Here is a 15,380-nt window from a genome sequence, read left to right as displayed (position 1 = left end):
CTCCATCAAATCCCGGCGATGATTGCCGAAACGATGGGGACGGCAGCAAGTTAATCTGATGCGGGATCGTCATGATGGGCCGGGCCGGAATGAAGCGGCACGCGGCGCGCCGGCCTAGGCGATCATCGCCTGGTCGTTTGGAAAGGACACCAGCGCCGGCGTCGCCTTGATCGCGCTGCGGGTTCGGTTGCGCCCCGCGCTCTTGGCTTCGTAAAGCAGCTTGTCGGCGCGTTCGTAAAGTGCGGCGAAACCTTCGCTGCCAAAGATGTTCGTCACGCCCATGCTGGCAGTCACGGGGCGCCCGAGCCCCGAAACGGCATGAGCGACAATTGCGGGAATTGCCTGGCGGCGAAGCTCGGCCTGGGCTTCGGCATCGTCTCCGCGCAAGAGAAGCACGAATTCCTCGCCGCCGAGGCGATATGCGCGAACGTCAGGACTTGCCTGGAGCGCACTGCCCACAGCCTTGAGCACCTCGTCCCCGACGCCGTGCCCGTTCACATCATTGATCGCCTTGAAATGGTCGAGGTCGATGACAGCCAGCGCGGCGAAGCCTTCGCCGCGAAGTTGCTCGAACTGGCGCTCGATGGCCCGCCGGTTGAACAAACCCGTCAACGCATCCGTTTCGGACAGCCGTTCGAGCAGCTCGGCTTCGTTGCGTGCGCGGTCCCGCTCGCGCTTCATGGTGACGAAGCGCTCTGCCACGCCAAGCGTCGTGAAAAGGACTTCACACGCGCAACCCACATAGAACAGGAACATGGCGTCAGTGCTGTGCAGCCAGGGAACAACACCCGTCACCAGACGAACCAGCCCGACCACGATTATCGGCGTGTAGCCTATCGCCTGATACCTCGCGGCGCGGCTTCCGCGACGCAGAGAATCGATCATGGACAATATGAAGATACCGAGGATCGGCGCAAACGCCGCCGTGTAGGCGCTCGCCTGCATGGGGCGCGCAACGAAGGGAAACGCCGCATGAAACACGCTCAGGCATATCGCCCACACCGCGCAATAGGGTAGCAGACGCCGCAGGAGCGGATGCATCAATCCTGGCTCGATGAAGCTGTGGGTGAACATCGCTCCCGACCCGACCGTCATCCCGAAGATCAATGTCGTCATCCAGCTCAACGTCATCGCCGGAGGATCGAAAAGCACGACTGACAGGCCGGATGAAACCAGAACGGTCATCAGCAGCGAAAGCGTGAGGGCCGAGTGCCAGAGAACGAAAGATTCGCGCAGGGCCCGGTAGAACGCTGCGTTGAAGATAAGGGGCATGACGAGCATGCCCGCAAGCCCTGCCAGGACCAGCAGGAACCGCATGTCACCCGTGTCAACGGCCGGATCCGTCGGGGCAAGATAGGCCCCCTCCAGCGTCATCCGATGGCTCGGCAGGTCGATCGCGACGACGACATGCGCGGTCTCGCGCGTCACCTCCGGCAGGGAGGCCTTGAAGTACCCGCCAGCCAGCGAACTGGGCAGGGCGGCCGCGGGAACGGAAGTTTGCCGGACCGCGCCCTCCTTATCGATCGCCAGAAGATGCATCGTTTCAAGTGCACTTCGCCTTGAGAGGAGATATCGGGGAAGGGCATTGTCGGGTGTGATGTCGAAGCGGAGCAGCACGCGCTCGGCATCGATGGAGAATTCCCGGGTGCCGCAGGACCACCGGCTTTCCTGCCGTGCTATCGCGACCACGTCCTCCGACAGATCGCCGGATGCCCAGCAGGAACTGCGAATCTCGGAAGAATCCGCTGCGCTTGCCAATGCAGTGCTGAAATATGTCAGCATCACTAGAAGCAGGAAGGCCACCGGACGTCTGTTTCGAAACCCACTCGAAGTCATGCATCTCCGTTAGGGCAAAAAGCTTTTGATGCCGTTAATCGCCGCGGCCCGGCATGAGGCCGATCTTTCGCTGTCACGCTGGAGAGATAGCGGTGCGGGTTCGGAAAATCGCCATCTGGCGGTCTTCGGACGCATGCCGGCAAGCTGGAGGTGCACCGGCTGAAATTCCTATGGAATTCCTATTTTTTCACCTTCCGGCCGCTCTCGAATGCCTATCCGGTTCGGCTGCATATTGAAGCGCGGGAGATCGAAGGATCCCTGCGCCAGGTGATTTCGCGGTGTGCTTTCGAAGAGCGTCCGCGGCTTGTCTGGCCCCCGATAACGGAGTCCAGAGTGATGATGGATGTTCTCCTGACAGGCGCGGTGCTCGCCTTCTTCGCATTCTGTGTTGTCTACACGCGCGCCTGCGAACGGTTGTGAGGGAGGGTGCGATGTCGTTCGATTATGCGTTCGGCGGCGCCGTTGCCGTCTTCCTGACCATTTACCTCGCCTACGCCCTCATTCGCCCGGAACGCTTCTGAACGGAAGCAATGCTGCCGGTAACGAAAGTTTTGCCCATGACCTTCATCGGATGGCTACAGATCCTTCTTTTCTGCGGGATCGTCCTTGCCCTCGTCAAACCGCTCGGCGCCTATATGACGCGCGTCTTTGCCGGGGAGCGAACCTTCCTTTCCCCCGTGCTGGTTCCCGTCGAACGGGGCCTTTATGCGCTGGCCGGCACCAGCGAGCGCGAGGAGCAGCGCTGGACGGCCTATGCCGTCGCCATGCTGGCCTTCAACCTTGCCGGGCTGCTGCTGCTTTACGCATTGCAGCGCCTGCAGGGCGCGTTGCCGCTCAATCCCGCCGGCTTGTCCGACGTCGCGCCGGAGCTTGCCTTCAACACCGCCGTCAGTTTCGTCACCAATACCAACTGGCAGAACTACGGCGGCGAGAGCACCATGTCCTATCTCACCCAGATGGCGGGATTGACGGTGCAGAACTTCGTTTCCGCAGCCACCGGCATGGCGATCGCCGTCGCGCTCATCCGCGCCTTCGCGGGCGCATCCGGCAAGACGATCGGTAATTTCTGGGTCGATATGACCCGCGCCACGCTCTATGTGCTGCTGCCGGTCTGCGTCGTGCTGACGCTTGCCTATGTGGCGCTCGGCGTGCCGCAGACCTTCGGCCCCTCTGTGGAGGCGACGACGCTGGAAGGCGCAAGGCAGACCATCGCGCTCGGCCCGGTCGCCTCGCAGCTTGCCATCAAGATGCTCGGCACCAACGGGGGCGGCTTCTTCAACGCCAATTCCGCCCATCCCTTCGAGAACCCCGACGTCCTCTCGAACATGCTTCAGATGGTCTCGATCTTCGCGATCGGCGCGGCCTTCACCAACGTATTCGGCCGCATGGTCGGCAACCAGCGCCAGGGCTGGGCGATCCTTGCGGCCATGGGCGTTCTGTTCCTCGCCGGCGTCACGGTTACCTACTGGGCGGAAGCCTCCGGCAATTCGCTCATGCACGCCTTCGGCCTCCAGGGCGGCAATATGGAGGGCAAGGAAGCCCGCTTCGGCATCGCTCTTTCCTCGCTCTTCGCGGTCGTCACCACGGCGGCCTCCTGCGGTGCGGTCAACGCCATGCATGGCAGTTTCACGGCGCTCGGGGGGCTCATCCCGCTCATCAACATGCAGCTTGGCGAGGTTATCGTCGGGGGCGTCGGCGCGGGCTTCTACGGCATCGTCCTCTTCATCGTCGTGGCCGTCTTCGTGGCGGGCCTGATGGTCGGCCGCACGCCGGAATATCTCGGCAAGAAGATCGAGGCGAAGGAGATGAAGATGGCGGTGCTCGCGATCCTCTGCCTGCCGCTTGCCATGCTCGTCTTCACGGCCATCGCCAGCGTGCTGCCCCCGGCGGTCGCCTCCGTCGGCACGGCCGGCCCGCATGGCTTCTCCGAGATCCTCTATGCCTATACCTCGGCGGCCGCCAACAACGGCTCGGCCTTCGGCGGCCTGACCGGCAACACGCCCTGGTACAATGTCACGCTGGGCTTCGGCATGCTGATGGGGCGCTTTCTGGTCATCATACCGGCGCTGGCCATCGCCGGCTCGCTCATCGCCAAGAAGACCGTCCCGGCTTCCGCCGGCACGTTCCCGACGGACGGCCCGCTCTTCGTCGGCCTGCTCGTCGGCACGATCATGATCGTCGGCGGGCTCACCTTCTTCCCGGCGCTCGCGCTCGGCCCGGTGGTCGAACACCTCGCGATGCTGGCCGGACAGACCTTCTGAGGATTGGCCATGACGCTTCGCACGACAGGTTCCCCTCCTTCGTCCCCCGTTCGCAGGGGGGCGATGCCAGCCCGATGGTGTGCTTCCAACCTCATCCTGATGATGCTGGTCGCGATGATCGCCATCGTTTCGATCATCGAATTTCTGCGCGGGTGACCGCGTCCGTTTCAACGCTGGAGTCTCGTATGAGCCAGGCAAAATCCGCGAGTATCCTCGATTCTCGCATTCTCGTTCCGGCAATCGGCGCAGCATTCACCAAGCTGAACCCGCGCACGCTCGCCCGCAATCCCGTCATGTTCGTCGTGGCGACCGTCTCGCTGCTGACGTCGCTCCTCTTCCTGCGCGATCTGGCATCCGGTGGCGGCGGCCTCGCCTTCTCCTTCCAGGTCAATCTCTGGCTCTGGTTTACCGTGCTCTTCGCCAATTTCGCCGAAGCGGTCGCCGAGGGCCGAGGCAAGGCGCAGGCGGATTCGCTGCGCCGCGCCCGGAGCGAGACCCAGGCCAAGCTGCTCGCGGCAAACGGCTCCGCCGAGTACAGGCTGGTGCCCGGCACCAGTCTCAAGGTCGGCGATCTGGTGCTCGTCGAGGCCGGGGATATCATCCCCTCGGACGGCGAGGTCGTCGAGGGCGTCGCCTCGGTGAACGAGGCGGCGATCACGGGCGAATCTGCTCCCGTCATCCGGGAATCGGGCGGAGACCGCTCGGCCGTGACGGGCGGCACGCAGGTCCTCTCCGACTGGATCCGCGTGCGCATCACCGCCGCCGCCGGCTCGACCTTCCTCGATCGCATGATCGCGCTGGTCGAAGGGGCGGAGCGCCAGAAGACGCCGAACGAGATCGCACTCAACATACTGCTTGCCGGCATGACGCTGATCTTCGTTCTGGCGACCGTCACCATCCCGAGCTTCGCCGCCTATGCCGGCGGTTCGATCCCGATCATCGTGCTCGTCGCCCTGTTCGTCACGCTCATTCCGACGACCATCGGCGCATTGCTCTCCGCCATCGGCATTGCCGGCATGGATCGCCTCGTCCGTTTCAACGTGCTCGCCATGTCGGGGCGGGCGGTGGAGGCGGCGGGCGACGTCGATACGCTCCTGCTTGACAAGACCGGTACCATCACGCTCGGCAATCGTCAGGCGACGGCCTTCAGGCCGGTGCGCGGCGTCACCGAACAGGAGCTTGCCGATGCCGCCCAGCTTGCCTCGCTTGCCGACGAGACGCCGGAGGGCCGCTCCATCGTCGTTCTTGCCAAGGAGAAATACGATATCCGCGGCCGGGACATGGCCGGCCTCAAGGCGAGCTTCGTGCCCTTTACCGCCCAGACCCGCATGAGCGGCGTCGACCTCGAAGGGGCGCAGATTCGCAAGGGAGCGGTCGATGCGGTGCTGTCCCATGTCGGCGCCGGCGCATCTTCCGATGCGGTGCGCGAGCTTCAGGCCATCGCCGAGGAGATCGCAAAGGCCGGGGGCACGCCGCTGGCGGTGGCGAGGGAGGACAGGCTGCTCGGCGTCGTCCAGCTCAAGGACATCGTCAAGGGCGGCATTCGCGAGCGTTTCGCGGAATTGCGCCGCATGGGCATCCGCACGGTGATGATCACCGGCGACAATCCGATGACGGCGGCGGCCATTGCGGCGGAAGCCGGCGTCGACGATTTCCTCGCCCAGGCCACGCCGGAGAACAAGCTCCAGCTCATCCGCGAGGAGCAGGCCAGGGGAAAGCTCGTCGCCATGTGCGGCGACGGCACCAACGATGCGCCGGCCCTTGCCCAGGCCGATGTGGGCGTTGCCATGAACACCGGTACGGTCGCCGCCCGCGAGGCCGGCAACATGGTCGATCTCGACAGCGACCCGACGAAGCTCATCGAGATCGTCGAGATCGGCAAGCAATTGCTGATGACCCGCGGCGCGCTGACGACGTTCTCCATCGCCAACGACATCGCGAAATATTTCGCGATCATCCCGGCCATGTTCCTCGCCTTCTATCCGCAGCTCGGCGTCCTGAACGTCATGGGCCTGTCGAGCCCGCAATCGGCCATCCTCTCGGCGATCGTCTTCAACGCGCTCATCATCGTCGCGCTGATCCCGCTTTCGCTGAGGGGCGTGAAGTACCGCGCCGTCGGCGCCGGTGCGCTCCTCTCCCGCAACCTGCTGATCTACGGCCTCGGTGGCATCGTCGTGCCCTTCATCGGCATCAAGGCGATCGATGTCGCCATCACCGCCCTCGGCCTTGCCTAAGGAAATCGACCATGTTCAAGCAACTGCGCCCGGCAATCGTCATGATCCTTGCCACCACCGCCATCGCCGGCCTTCTCTATCCCGCCGCCATGACCGGCATCGCGCAGGCCGTCTTCCCGCGGCAGGCGAATGGCAGCCTGATCGAGAAGGACGGCCGGGTGATCGGCTCGGCGCTCATCGGACAGGCCTTCACGAGCGACCGGTATTTTCATGGGCGTCCTTCGGCTGCGGGTAATGGCTACGACGCCGCCAGCTCCTCCGGCTCCAATCTTGGCCCGACCAGCCGGAAGCTGATCGACCGGGTGAGGGCCGACTACGATGCGGCCAAAGCCGCCGATCTGACGGCGGAGGTGCCGATCGATCTCGTCACCGCCTCGGGCAGCGGCCTCGATCCGCATATCTCGCCGCAAGCCGCCTATTTCCAGGTGGCGCGCGTGGCCAGGGCGAGGGGGCTGGACGAGGCTGCCGTCCGCGCGCTGGTCGACCGGCAGGTCGAGGGCCGCAAGCTCGGCTTTCTGGGGGAACCCGTCGTGAATGTGCTGCGTCTCAACATGGCGCTTGACGGCGCGCCCTCGTAAACTGAAATGAGCTTTCCCGGGCGGCCGGGAACAGTGGATGGATGCTCATGCCGGACGACAATCGCGAGATCGACAGCAGGCCATCGCCGGACGCCCTCCTGGACCGCGCGGAGCGGGAAACGCGCGGGCGCCTCAAGATATTCCTCGGTGCCGCGCCGGGCGTCGGCAAGACCTACGAGATGCTGATGTCCGGCCGGGCGCGGCAGGCGGACGGCGTCGATGTCGTCATCGGCGTCGTCGAGACGCACGGCCGCGTGGAAACGGCCGCACTCGTCGAGGGCTTCGAGGTCATCGCCCGGCGGAAGATCGAATATCGCGGGCAGCAGCTCGAGGAGATGGACCTCGACGCGATCCTTGAGCGCCGGCCGGCGCTCGTCCTCGTCGACGAGCTTGCGCATACCAATGTCGCCGGCGCCCGCCATCCCAAGCGCTACCTCGACGTCGAGGAAATCCTCTCGCGCGGCATCGACGTCTATTCGACGCTCAACATCCAGCATGTGGAGAGCCTCAACGACGTGGTGGCGCAGATCACGCGCATCAGGGTGCGTGAGACCGTGCCCGATTCCATCATCGATCGTGCCGACGACATCGAGATCATCGACATAACGCCCGACGACCTGATCAAGCGGCTGGCGGACGGCAAGGTCTATGTGCCGAAGACGGCGAAGCGGGCCATCGAGAACTATTTCTCGCCCGGCAACCTGACGGCGCTGCGGGAGCTCGCATTGCGGCGCACCGCGCAGCGGGTCGATGACCAGTTGCTCAACCACATGCAGGCGCATGCCATTTCCGGCCCATGGGCGGCCGGCGAACGCCTGCTGGTCTGCATAGACCATGGTCCGAAAGGCGCCAGTCTCGTGCGTTACGCGCGGCGCCAGGCCGATCGGCTGCGGGCGCCCTGGGCAGCGCTGCACCTCGAAACACCGCAGTCGGCAGGCCTTTCGGAAGAGGACAAGGACAGGCTCGCCGCCAACATGCGCCTTGCCGAGCAGCTGGGCGCCGAGACGGTGACGCTGCCGGCGCTCGCCCCCTCGCGCGAGATCATCGCCTATGCGAATGCCAACAACTTCACCCACATCGTCGTCGGCCGCCCGGAGCGGTCCGGCTGGCGGCGGTTCTGGCAGGGCAACGTCACCTACGACCTGATCCGTCATGCCGGCGATATCAGCGTGCACGTCATCTCCGGTGATGCGAGGGCGGAAGAACCGCGGAGGGGCGTGAAGAGCGCCGAGGCGCTGCAGCCGTTCCGTATCAGGCCGTACCTGCTCAGCGTAGTCTTCGTGGCGCTGGCGATCCTCGCCGGGGTCGCGCTCAGCCAGACGCTCGACGTCCAGAACCTGGCGCTGGTCTTTCTGATGGCGGTGCTCGCGGCCTCGGTGCGCGGCGGCCTCGGTGCCGGCCTGTTCGCCTCGATACTCGGCGCGCTCGCCTTCAATTTCTTCTTCCTGGAGCCGCGATATACCTTCACGGTCCGCGATCCCGAAAGCCTCGTCGCGCTGTTCTTCTATTTCGGCGTCGCGCTCGTCGCTTCCAATCTCACCGCGGCCGTCCACCGGCAGGCGGCCGCTGCCCGCCAGCGGGCGCGCATGACGGAGGACCTCTACCTCTTCTCCAGGAAGCTCGCCGGCACCGGCACGCTGGACGATGTGCTGTGGGCGACCGCCTTCCAGATAGCGTCCATGCTCAAGGTAAGGGTCGTCATCCTGCTGCCGGAGGCGGGGGCGGTCGCCGTCAAGGCCGGCTATCCGCCCGACGACACGCTTGTCGACGCCGATATCGCCGCGGCCAAATGGGCCTGGGAGCACAATCGTCCAGCCGGCCGCGGTGCCGACACGCTGCCGGGCGCGCGGCGGCTTTACCTTCCCATGCGCACCGGCCGCGAGGCGGTCGGCGTCATCGGTCTCGACAACGACCGGCAGGGGCCGATCCTGGCGCCCGAGCAACGCCGTCTTTTCGATGCGCTTTCGGATCAGGCGGCGCTCGCCATCGAGCGCGTGCAGCTGGTCTCCGATGTCGACGGCGCGCGGCTTGCCGCGGAGACGGACAAGCTCCGCGCGGCGCTGCTGACCTCCATCTCCCACGACCTGAAGACGCCGCTTGCCGCCATCATGGGTTCGGCCGACATGCTGAAGGATCTCGGCGTCCGGCTTGACGAGGAGACGCGGCGCGAGCTGTTGTCCACCGTCATCGACGAATCCGAGCGGCTGAACCGCTTCATCGCCAACCTGCTCGACATGACACGCATCGGCGCAGGCGCGATGGAACCGAACTATGCATGGCACTTCGCGGGCGATATCGTCGGCTCGGCGCTCGCACGGGCGGTGAAGATCGTTTCGCATCACAGGGTCGAGGTGCATATTCCCGAGACCTTGCCGATGCTGAGGGTGGATCCGGTGCTTTTCGAGCAGGTGCTGTTCAATCTCATCGACAACGCCGCCAAATACGCGCCGGACGGCACATCGATCGAAATCGACGGTCGACAGGACGGGAATACGATCATGCTGAGCATCAAGGATGAAGGCCCCGGCATTCCTTCCGACGATATCGAACGCGTCTTCGACAGCTTCTACCGGGTGCGCAAGGCGGATCAGGTGCGCGCCGGCACGGGGCTCGGGCTCTCCATCTGCCGCGGCTTCGTGGAGGCGATGGGCGGCACGATCACCGCGGCGAACCGCACCGATCGCTCCGGCGCGGTCTTCACGATCCGCATGCCGGCCATGGCCGGGATGCCCATGCCGGGAGAAGACGAATGACCGGCGCCGGCGTCCGCATTCTGGTCGTCGACGACGAGCCGCCCATCCGCAAGCTGCTGCGCGTCGGGCTTTCCGCGCAGGGCTATGTCGTGATCGAGGCGATGAATGCCAGGGTGGCGACGGAACTGGTTAAGTCGGAAAGGCCCGATTTCATCGTGCTCGATCTCGGTCTGCCCGACATGCCGGGGCATGACCTTCTGGCCAGATGGCGCGGCGAGGGGGTGGACCTGCCGATCATCATCCTGTCGAGCCGCACCGACGAGGCCGGCATCGTGAAGGCGCTGGAACTCGGCGCGGACGACTATGTCGCCAAGCCCTTCGGCATGAACGAGCTGGTTGCGCGAATTTGCGTCGCCCTGCGCCATCGGCTGCAAAGCCACGGGGAAAAGCCGGTCTTCCAGGTCGGCGATCTCTCGGTCGATCTCGTCAAGCGCATCGTCAAGGTAGCCGGGGAGGAGATAAAGCTCTCGCCGAAGGAATACGACATCCTGCGCATCCTCGTGCAGCATGCCGGCAAGGTGCTGACCCATCGCTTCCTGCTCGAACAGGTCTGGGACGGCCAGACCGACGTGCAGTATCTGCGCGTCTATGTCCGCCAGATCCGGCAGAAGATCGAGCGCATGCCGGACCAGCCGCGATACATCCTCACGGAAACCGGCGTCGGCTACAGGCTCGCCGACGAGGGCTGACGCATCCTGCGCTGTTCAGGGAAGTATCCCCCGTCCTCACGATTTTCTCATTCGGAGAATGTCGCCGTGCCCGTGAGGCGCAGGCTTCATTCCCTGGCGACAAACTCCCGCCGCACGATACCGTGGCGCTGCAGCTTGTCGTAGAAGGTCTTGCGGGGAATGCCGAGCGCCACGAGCGTCTGCTGCACGTTGCCGCCGTGAGCGGAAAGCGCATCGCGGATAATCTCGGCTTCCAGCCTGTCCAGCTGCTCGGGAAGCGAGCCAGCGCCCGTCGCTTGCGAGGCGGCGGCGGCCGTGGCCACGGGCGACACCATGCCGAGGACGGCGCGTTCGGCGAAATGCGAGAGTTCGCGCACATTGCCCGGCCAGTCATGCTCGCGCAGGTGCCGCAGGATATCGCCGGAAAGGGCCGGTGCCGCGCGCTGGAACCGTTGCGCCGCGCGCTCGGCGAAGTAGCTGAAGAGAAGCGGGATGTCTTCCCGCCTTTCGCGCAGCGGCGGGATCAGGATCGAGACGACGTTCAGGCGATAATAGAGGTCTTCCCGGAATGCCTTGCGCTGCCCGGGATCGGAAAGATCGACCTTGGCGGCTGCGACGATGCGGATATCGACGGGGCGCACCTCATTGGTGCCCAGCGGCGTTACCTCCCGCATTTCCAGTACGCGCAGCATCTGGATCTGGGTGGAGAGCGGCATGCTCTCCAGTTCGTCGAGGAAGAGCGTGCCGCCGCTTGAATGCTCGATGCGGCCGATGCGCTTTTTCTGCGCGCCGGTGAAGGCGCCGGGTTCGTGGCCGAAGAGTTCGCTCTCGATGACCTGCTCGGGCAAGGCGCCGCAATTGAGCGCCACGAAATTGCCCTTCGCACGCCGGCTCCAGCCGTGCAGCAGGCGCGCCACGACTTCCTTGCCACTACCGGTCTCGCCCGTCACCAGCACGTCGACGTCGGTATCGGCGATCTGGCGAAGTGTCTGGCGCAGGCGCTCCATGACGGGCGTCTGGCCGATCAGCGGGATGTCGTCCTCCGCCTGCTGCGCCGCCTCGCGAAGGCGGCGGTTTTCGAGGACGAGGCTGCGTCTTTCCACGGCGCGGCGCACGCACTGGATAAGGCGCCCCGCCGGAAAGGGCTTGGCGATGAAGTCGTAGACGCCGTCCTGGATGGCCTTGACGGCGGTGGGGATGTCGCCGTGACCGGTGATGAGGATGACGGGGATCTCCGCGTCGAGGGCGCGGATGCGCTCGAAAAGCTGGAGGCCGTCCATGCCCGGCATGCGGATATCCGAGACGACGACACCCGCGAAATTCAGGTCGAGCTGTGGCAGTGCTTCGGCGGCGGATGCGAAGGGCGTGACGGAGAAGTCGGCAAGCTCCAGCGTCTGCGCGGTGGCGCGCAGCAATTGCCGGTCGTCATCGATGAGGAGGACGGGCGCGTTCATGTTCCAGCCTTTCTGAGATGGACGCGGAACGTGGCGCCGGACGCGTTCGTCTCGACCTCGATCCGTCCGCCATAGTCCGAGACGATATCCTTGGCGATGACGAGACCCAATCCGAGCCCCTTTTCCTTCGATGTGTTGAAGGGCTCGAACAGTTGGGCGAGGATCGCCTCCGGAAGGCCGGGACCGTTGTCGGAGACATCGAGGACGATGTCGCGTTCGCTTACGGCGACGGTGACATCGACCCGGCCGTCGTCCTGCGCCTCGACGGCCTCCAACGCGTTCTGGAAGAGGTTGATCAGCACTTGCTCGAGCCGGAGCCGGTTGCCGCGAACCGTAAGGTTCGCCGGCAGCGGCGCGATCCTCAGCCGCTCCAGCCTGCCGGTGAAGCGGCTGCGCAGGAGCAGGACCGCGCCGTCGATGACGTCCCGCAAGGCGACGGGTTCCTCGGCGGTGCGGCCCTTGCGGGCGAGAGCCTTGAGGTCTTCCGTAATGGTGGCGATCCGCTCCGTCAGGCCGGCGATATGGTCCAGGTTTTCCAGTACGGGTTCGGACCTGCCACGGCCGAGAAACACCTTGGCATTGTCGGCATAGGCGCGGATGGTGGCGAGCGGCTGGTTGATTTCATGGGCGACGCCCGCCGCGACCTGCCCGAGAATGGCAAGGCGGTTCGCCTGCACCAGATCCTGCTGGGTGGCCTGCAGTTTCGTCTCGGTCATGCGATGGTCGGCGATCTCGGCTTCGAGATGGTCGCGTGCGCGGCTGAGATCGCTGGTGCGTTCGATCACGCGACGCTCCAGCTCTTCACGCGCTGCCTGTTCGCGTGCGGCATTGGCGCGTGCGACCTGCCGCCGGCGCAGCCAAAGGGCGGCGAGAAAAGCGCCCGCCCCGAGAAGCAGGAGGGTCAGGAGCCGGGCTTCACGCATGCCGGCCGCAACCGCCCGGCCCGCCGGAACGAGATATTCAAATTGCCATGGCGTCGAAGCGACGGGCGCCGTGATACGCAGGTAGGTCTCCGCGCCGCCGCCCGGCAGGAGGGCACGTACCAGATTGCCCTCCGCCTGCCTCTCGAAGGGAAGGGGCAGAAGCGGGGCCGCGCCGAACTGCAGGCTTTCCCGGATGGCGGCAAGGCTCTCGGCCGGCAGCGGCTCCGTGCTCATGAAGCGCCAGGACGGGATGCTGGTAATCAGCACGATATGATGGGCGTCGACGACATAGGAGGGACGCTGTGTCTCGCGCCAGTCCTTTTCGAGCTGGTCGAACTCCATCTTGACCACGACGACGCCGAGCGGAGCGTCGACCGGGCCGATGCGATGCGAGATATAAAGGCCCGGCCTCTTGCTGACCGAGCCGAGCGCGAAATGTTCGGCCGTGCCCTGCTGCATGGCGCGGGAGAAATAGGCACGGAACGTGTAGTCGTTGCCCACGAAACTCGTCGGTTCCCGCCAGTTGCTCGCGGAGATCGCGATGCCGCTGGCGTCGATGACGTAGATCACCGCCGCACTCGTGCCGGCGACGAGTTCCTCCAGCTTCCGGTCGAGAAACCGGCGCTTGGCCTGTGCGTTGTCCGTCAGGGCGTCGGTGACGTCCCGGTCACGCGAAAGCAGGAAGGGCAGGGCGCGCGGGCGTTCCAGCACGGCGCGCAGCAAGGCGACCTTGAGGTTGGCTTCCGTCTTTCCCTGTTCCTCCAGCATGGAAAGGGCGGACGACCGTCCGTAGACGCCGGCCGCATGGAGCGCCCCGAGCGAGAGGGCGAGGAGCAGCACGGTGAAGACAAGCCACTGCCGCCGCGTCGAGCGGGAAAGATCGGCGGCGGTGCGGTTGGCCGTGACGTCCATCGTCGAATTTGAGCATGAAATCGCACGATATTCAATCGAGCCTGTGCGGATAGTCGCACAAATACGTCTCGGTCCTCTCGGTGCGAAAGAAATAGATCAATAATAATCGGCGCTTAGTCGCCTCCACGCGACTTGGCACACCCCTTGCTGATCTAGCCGGCAGTTACAGCAAGCCACCCCGGGAAGAGCCGTTTCATCGGTGGGGGTGCGAAAGGAGGAAGCCGTGCATATCTCGTCTGCCGTCACCGAAACGCGTGACCCCAAACCGTTCTACACCCATCTGTATTTCCAGGTGATCGTCGCCATCATCGCGGGCATGCTCGTCGGCCATTTCTATCCCGATTTCGGCGCCGGCCTGAAGCCGCTCGGAGATGCCTTCATCAAGCTGGTCAAGATGATCATCGCGCCGGTGATCTTCCTGACTGTCGCCACCGGCATTGCCGGTATGTCGGACCTTAAGAAGGTCGGCCGTGTCGCCGGCAAGGCGATGATCTACTTCCTGACCTTCTCGACTCTGGCGCTTGCCGTCGGCATGGTCGTCGCCAATGTCGTGCAGCCGGGCGCCGGCATGCATATCGCGCCGGCCTCGCTCGATGCCAATGCGGTCGCGACCTATGCCACCAAGGCGCATGAATCGACCATCACCGGTTTCCTGATGAACATCATCCCGCAGACCATCGTCGGCGCCTTTTCCGATGGAGATATCCTGCAGGTGCTGTTCTTCTCCGTTCTGTTCGGTATCGCGCTCGGCATGGTCGGCGAACAGGGCAAGCCCGTCGTCGATTTCCTGCAGTCCCTGACCTCGCCGATCTTCCGCCTTGTCGCCCTCCTGATGAAGGCCGCGCCCATCGGCGCCTTCGGCGCCATGGCCTTCACCATCGGCAAGTACGGCATCGGTTCGGTTGCCAACCTCGCCTTCCTGATCGCTACCTTCTACATCACCGCGTTCCTCTTCGTCTTCGTGGTGCTGGGAGCGGTCGCCAGGTACAACGGCTTCTCCATCCTGGCGCTCATCCGTTACATCAAGGAAGAGCTGCTGCTCGTTCTCGGCACCTCGTCGTCGGAAGCAGCGCTGCCGGGCCTGATGCAGAAGATGGAAAAGGCCGGCTGCAAGCGCTCGGTCGTCGGCCTTGTCATTCCGACGGGGTATTCGTTCAATCTCGACGGCACCAACATCTACATGACGCTTGCCGCGCTCTTCATCGCCCAGGCCATGGATATCTCGCTGCCGATCGGCGACCAGATTCTCCTCCTGCTCGTGGCCATGTTGAGCTCGAAGGGGGCCGCGGGCATCACGGGCGCTGGCTTCATCACGTTGGCCGCGACGCTTTCGGTCGTGCCCTCCGTGCCGGTCGCCGGCATGGCGCTGATCCTCGGCATCGACCGCTTCATGTCCGAATGCCGCGCGCTGACCAACTTCGTCGGCAATGCCGTCGCGACGATCGTCGTCGCGCGCTGGGAAAACGAACTGGATGTCGAAAAGCTCAATGCGGCGCTGGAGGGCGGCGCCACCGGAACGCTGGCCGAAGTGCCCGCCCTGTCGCCGGCGCAATAAGGCTGGAAGCAGGATTATCCCGAAATTATGCAGATATACGGGCATCCGGTGAAGGCTGGATGCCCGTACCGTTTTCAGGCGCCGTCGAAACGGTGTTGGCCCATGGCCATGTGCTGGTTCGAGTGATCCGCATGTCAGATCGGAATTGAATAACCTGGAGTTTACTCACCGGAACAGATGGGTAGTTCGAGAAAACCGCATGCTTT

11 protein-coding genes are annotated in these 15,380 nt (G+C 64.6%); 8 read left to right on the top strand and 3 right to left on the bottom strand.

From position 1 onward, the window contains the following. Positions 1–114: 114 nt before the first annotated feature. Positions 115–1,803 (bottom strand): diguanylate cyclase, encoded by a 1,689-nt coding sequence (locus ShzoTeo12_RS24745; protein WP_318912891.1) that lies wholly within the window; start codon positions 1,801–1,803, stop codon positions 115–117. A 464-nt stretch (positions 1,804–2,267) separates the two neighbouring features. Here ShzoTeo12_RS24745 and kdpF point away from each other — a divergent pair, with 464 nt between their 5' ends. From kdpF to ShzoTeo12_RS24710, 7 genes are read left to right on the top strand one after another with little or no spacing between them, the layout of a single operon-like run. Then, positions 2,268–2,357 (top strand): K(+)-transporting ATPase subunit F, encoded by a 90-nt coding sequence (kdpF, locus tag ShzoTeo12_RS24740; RefSeq protein ID WP_119255110.1) that lies wholly within the window; start codon positions 2,268–2,270, stop codon positions 2,355–2,357. Positions 2,358–2,393: 36 nt separating this feature from the next. Continuing rightward, the gene (gene kdpA, locus ShzoTeo12_RS24735) at positions 2,394–4,097 is read left to right on the top strand and encodes a potassium-transporting ATPase subunit KdpA (protein WP_318912890.1); all 1,704 of its coding nucleotides are present in this window, start codon (positions 2,394–2,396) and stop codon (positions 4,095–4,097) included. A 9-nt stretch (positions 4,098–4,106) separates the two neighbouring features. Then, positions 4,107–4,253, top strand: a complete 147-nt coding sequence (locus tag ShzoTeo12_RS24730; protein WP_318912889.1) for a hypothetical protein — start codon at positions 4,107–4,109, stop codon at positions 4,251–4,253. A gap of 29 nt (positions 4,254–4,282) precedes the next feature. Then, positions 4,283–6,331 (top strand): potassium-transporting ATPase subunit KdpB, encoded by a 2,049-nt coding sequence (kdpB, locus tag ShzoTeo12_RS24725; protein WP_318912888.1) that lies wholly within the window; start codon positions 4,283–4,285, stop codon positions 6,329–6,331. Between the two features lie 11 nt (positions 6,332–6,342). Further along, positions 6,343–6,909, top strand: coding sequence for a potassium-transporting ATPase subunit KdpC (kdpC, locus tag ShzoTeo12_RS24720; protein ID WP_318912887.1), 567 nt, complete (start codon positions 6,343–6,345; stop codon positions 6,907–6,909). A gap of 47 nt (positions 6,910–6,956) precedes the next feature. Further along, positions 6,957–9,662 (top strand): sensor histidine kinase KdpD, encoded by a 2,706-nt coding sequence (locus ShzoTeo12_RS24715; RefSeq protein WP_318912886.1) that lies wholly within the window; start codon positions 6,957–6,959, stop codon positions 9,660–9,662. Further along, positions 9,659–10,351, top strand: a complete 693-nt coding sequence (locus ShzoTeo12_RS24710; protein ID WP_318912885.1) for a response regulator transcription factor — start codon at positions 9,659–9,661, stop codon at positions 10,349–10,351. The genes ShzoTeo12_RS24715 and ShzoTeo12_RS24710 overlap by 4 nt, the downstream gene beginning before the upstream one ends. A gap of 86 nt (positions 10,352–10,437) precedes the next feature. Here ShzoTeo12_RS24710 and ShzoTeo12_RS24705 read toward each other — a convergent pair whose 3' ends face one another. Then, positions 10,438–11,784, bottom strand: coding sequence for a sigma-54 dependent transcriptional regulator (locus ShzoTeo12_RS24705; RefSeq protein WP_318912884.1), 1,347 nt, complete (start codon positions 11,782–11,784; stop codon positions 10,438–10,440). Next, entirely contained in the window at positions 11,781–13,619 is a 1,839-nt protein-coding gene (locus ShzoTeo12_RS24700; protein ID WP_318912883.1) for a sensor histidine kinase, read from the bottom strand. The genes ShzoTeo12_RS24705 and ShzoTeo12_RS24700 overlap by 4 nt, the downstream gene beginning before the upstream one ends. Positions 13,620–13,842: 223 nt before the next feature. On the opposite strand from ShzoTeo12_RS24700, the gene ShzoTeo12_RS24695 reads away from it, so the two are divergent. Then, positions 13,843–15,174: a dicarboxylate/amino acid:cation symporter gene (locus tag ShzoTeo12_RS24695; protein ID WP_413251171.1), complete on the top strand. Its 1,332-nt coding sequence runs from the start codon at positions 13,843–13,845 to the stop codon at positions 15,172–15,174. Positions 15,175–15,380 lie beyond the last annotated feature (206 nt).

Origin of the sequence: Shinella zoogloeoides, assembly GCF_033705735.1 — a bacterium.
In the GTDB taxonomy this organism is placed as follows: Bacteria; Pseudomonadota; Alphaproteobacteria; order Rhizobiales; family Rhizobiaceae; genus Shinella; species Shinella zoogloeoides_A.
The sequence above is the reverse complement of the archived record's forward strand: the minus strand, read 5'-3'. Positions and strand labels throughout refer to the sequence as shown.

What these genes read in the sequence shown, in the direction of transcription:
- kdpB (WP_318912888.1), top strand. Translation starts at nt 4,283, where the DNA reads ATGAGCCAGGCAAAATCCGCGAGTATCCTCGATTCTCGCATTCTCGTT.
- kdpC (WP_318912887.1), top strand. Translation starts at nt 6,343, where the DNA reads ATGTTCAAGCAACTGCGCCCGGCAATCGTCATGATCCTTGCCACCACC.
- kdpA (WP_318912890.1), top strand. Translation starts at nt 2,394, where the DNA reads ATGACCTTCATCGGATGGCTACAGATCCTTCTTTTCTGCGGGATCGTC.
- ShzoTeo12_RS24715 (WP_318912886.1), top strand. Translation starts at nt 6,957, where the DNA reads ATGCCGGACGACAATCGCGAGATCGACAGCAGGCCATCGCCGGACGCC.
- ShzoTeo12_RS24705 (WP_318912884.1), bottom strand. Translation starts at nt 11,784, where the DNA reads ATGAACGCGCCCGTCCTCCTCATCGATGACGACCGGCAATTGCTGCGC.
- ShzoTeo12_RS24730 (WP_318912889.1), top strand. Translation starts at nt 4,107, where the DNA reads ATGACGCTTCGCACGACAGGTTCCCCTCCTTCGTCCCCCGTTCGCAGG.
- kdpF (WP_119255110.1), top strand. Translation starts at nt 2,268, where the DNA reads ATGTCGTTCGATTATGCGTTCGGCGGCGCCGTTGCCGTCTTCCTGACC.
- ShzoTeo12_RS24710 (WP_318912885.1), top strand. Translation starts at nt 9,659, where the DNA reads ATGACCGGCGCCGGCGTCCGCATTCTGGTCGTCGACGACGAGCCGCCC.
- ShzoTeo12_RS24700 (WP_318912883.1), bottom strand. Translation starts at nt 13,619, where the DNA reads ATGGACGTCACGGCCAACCGCACCGCCGCCGATCTTTCCCGCTCGACG.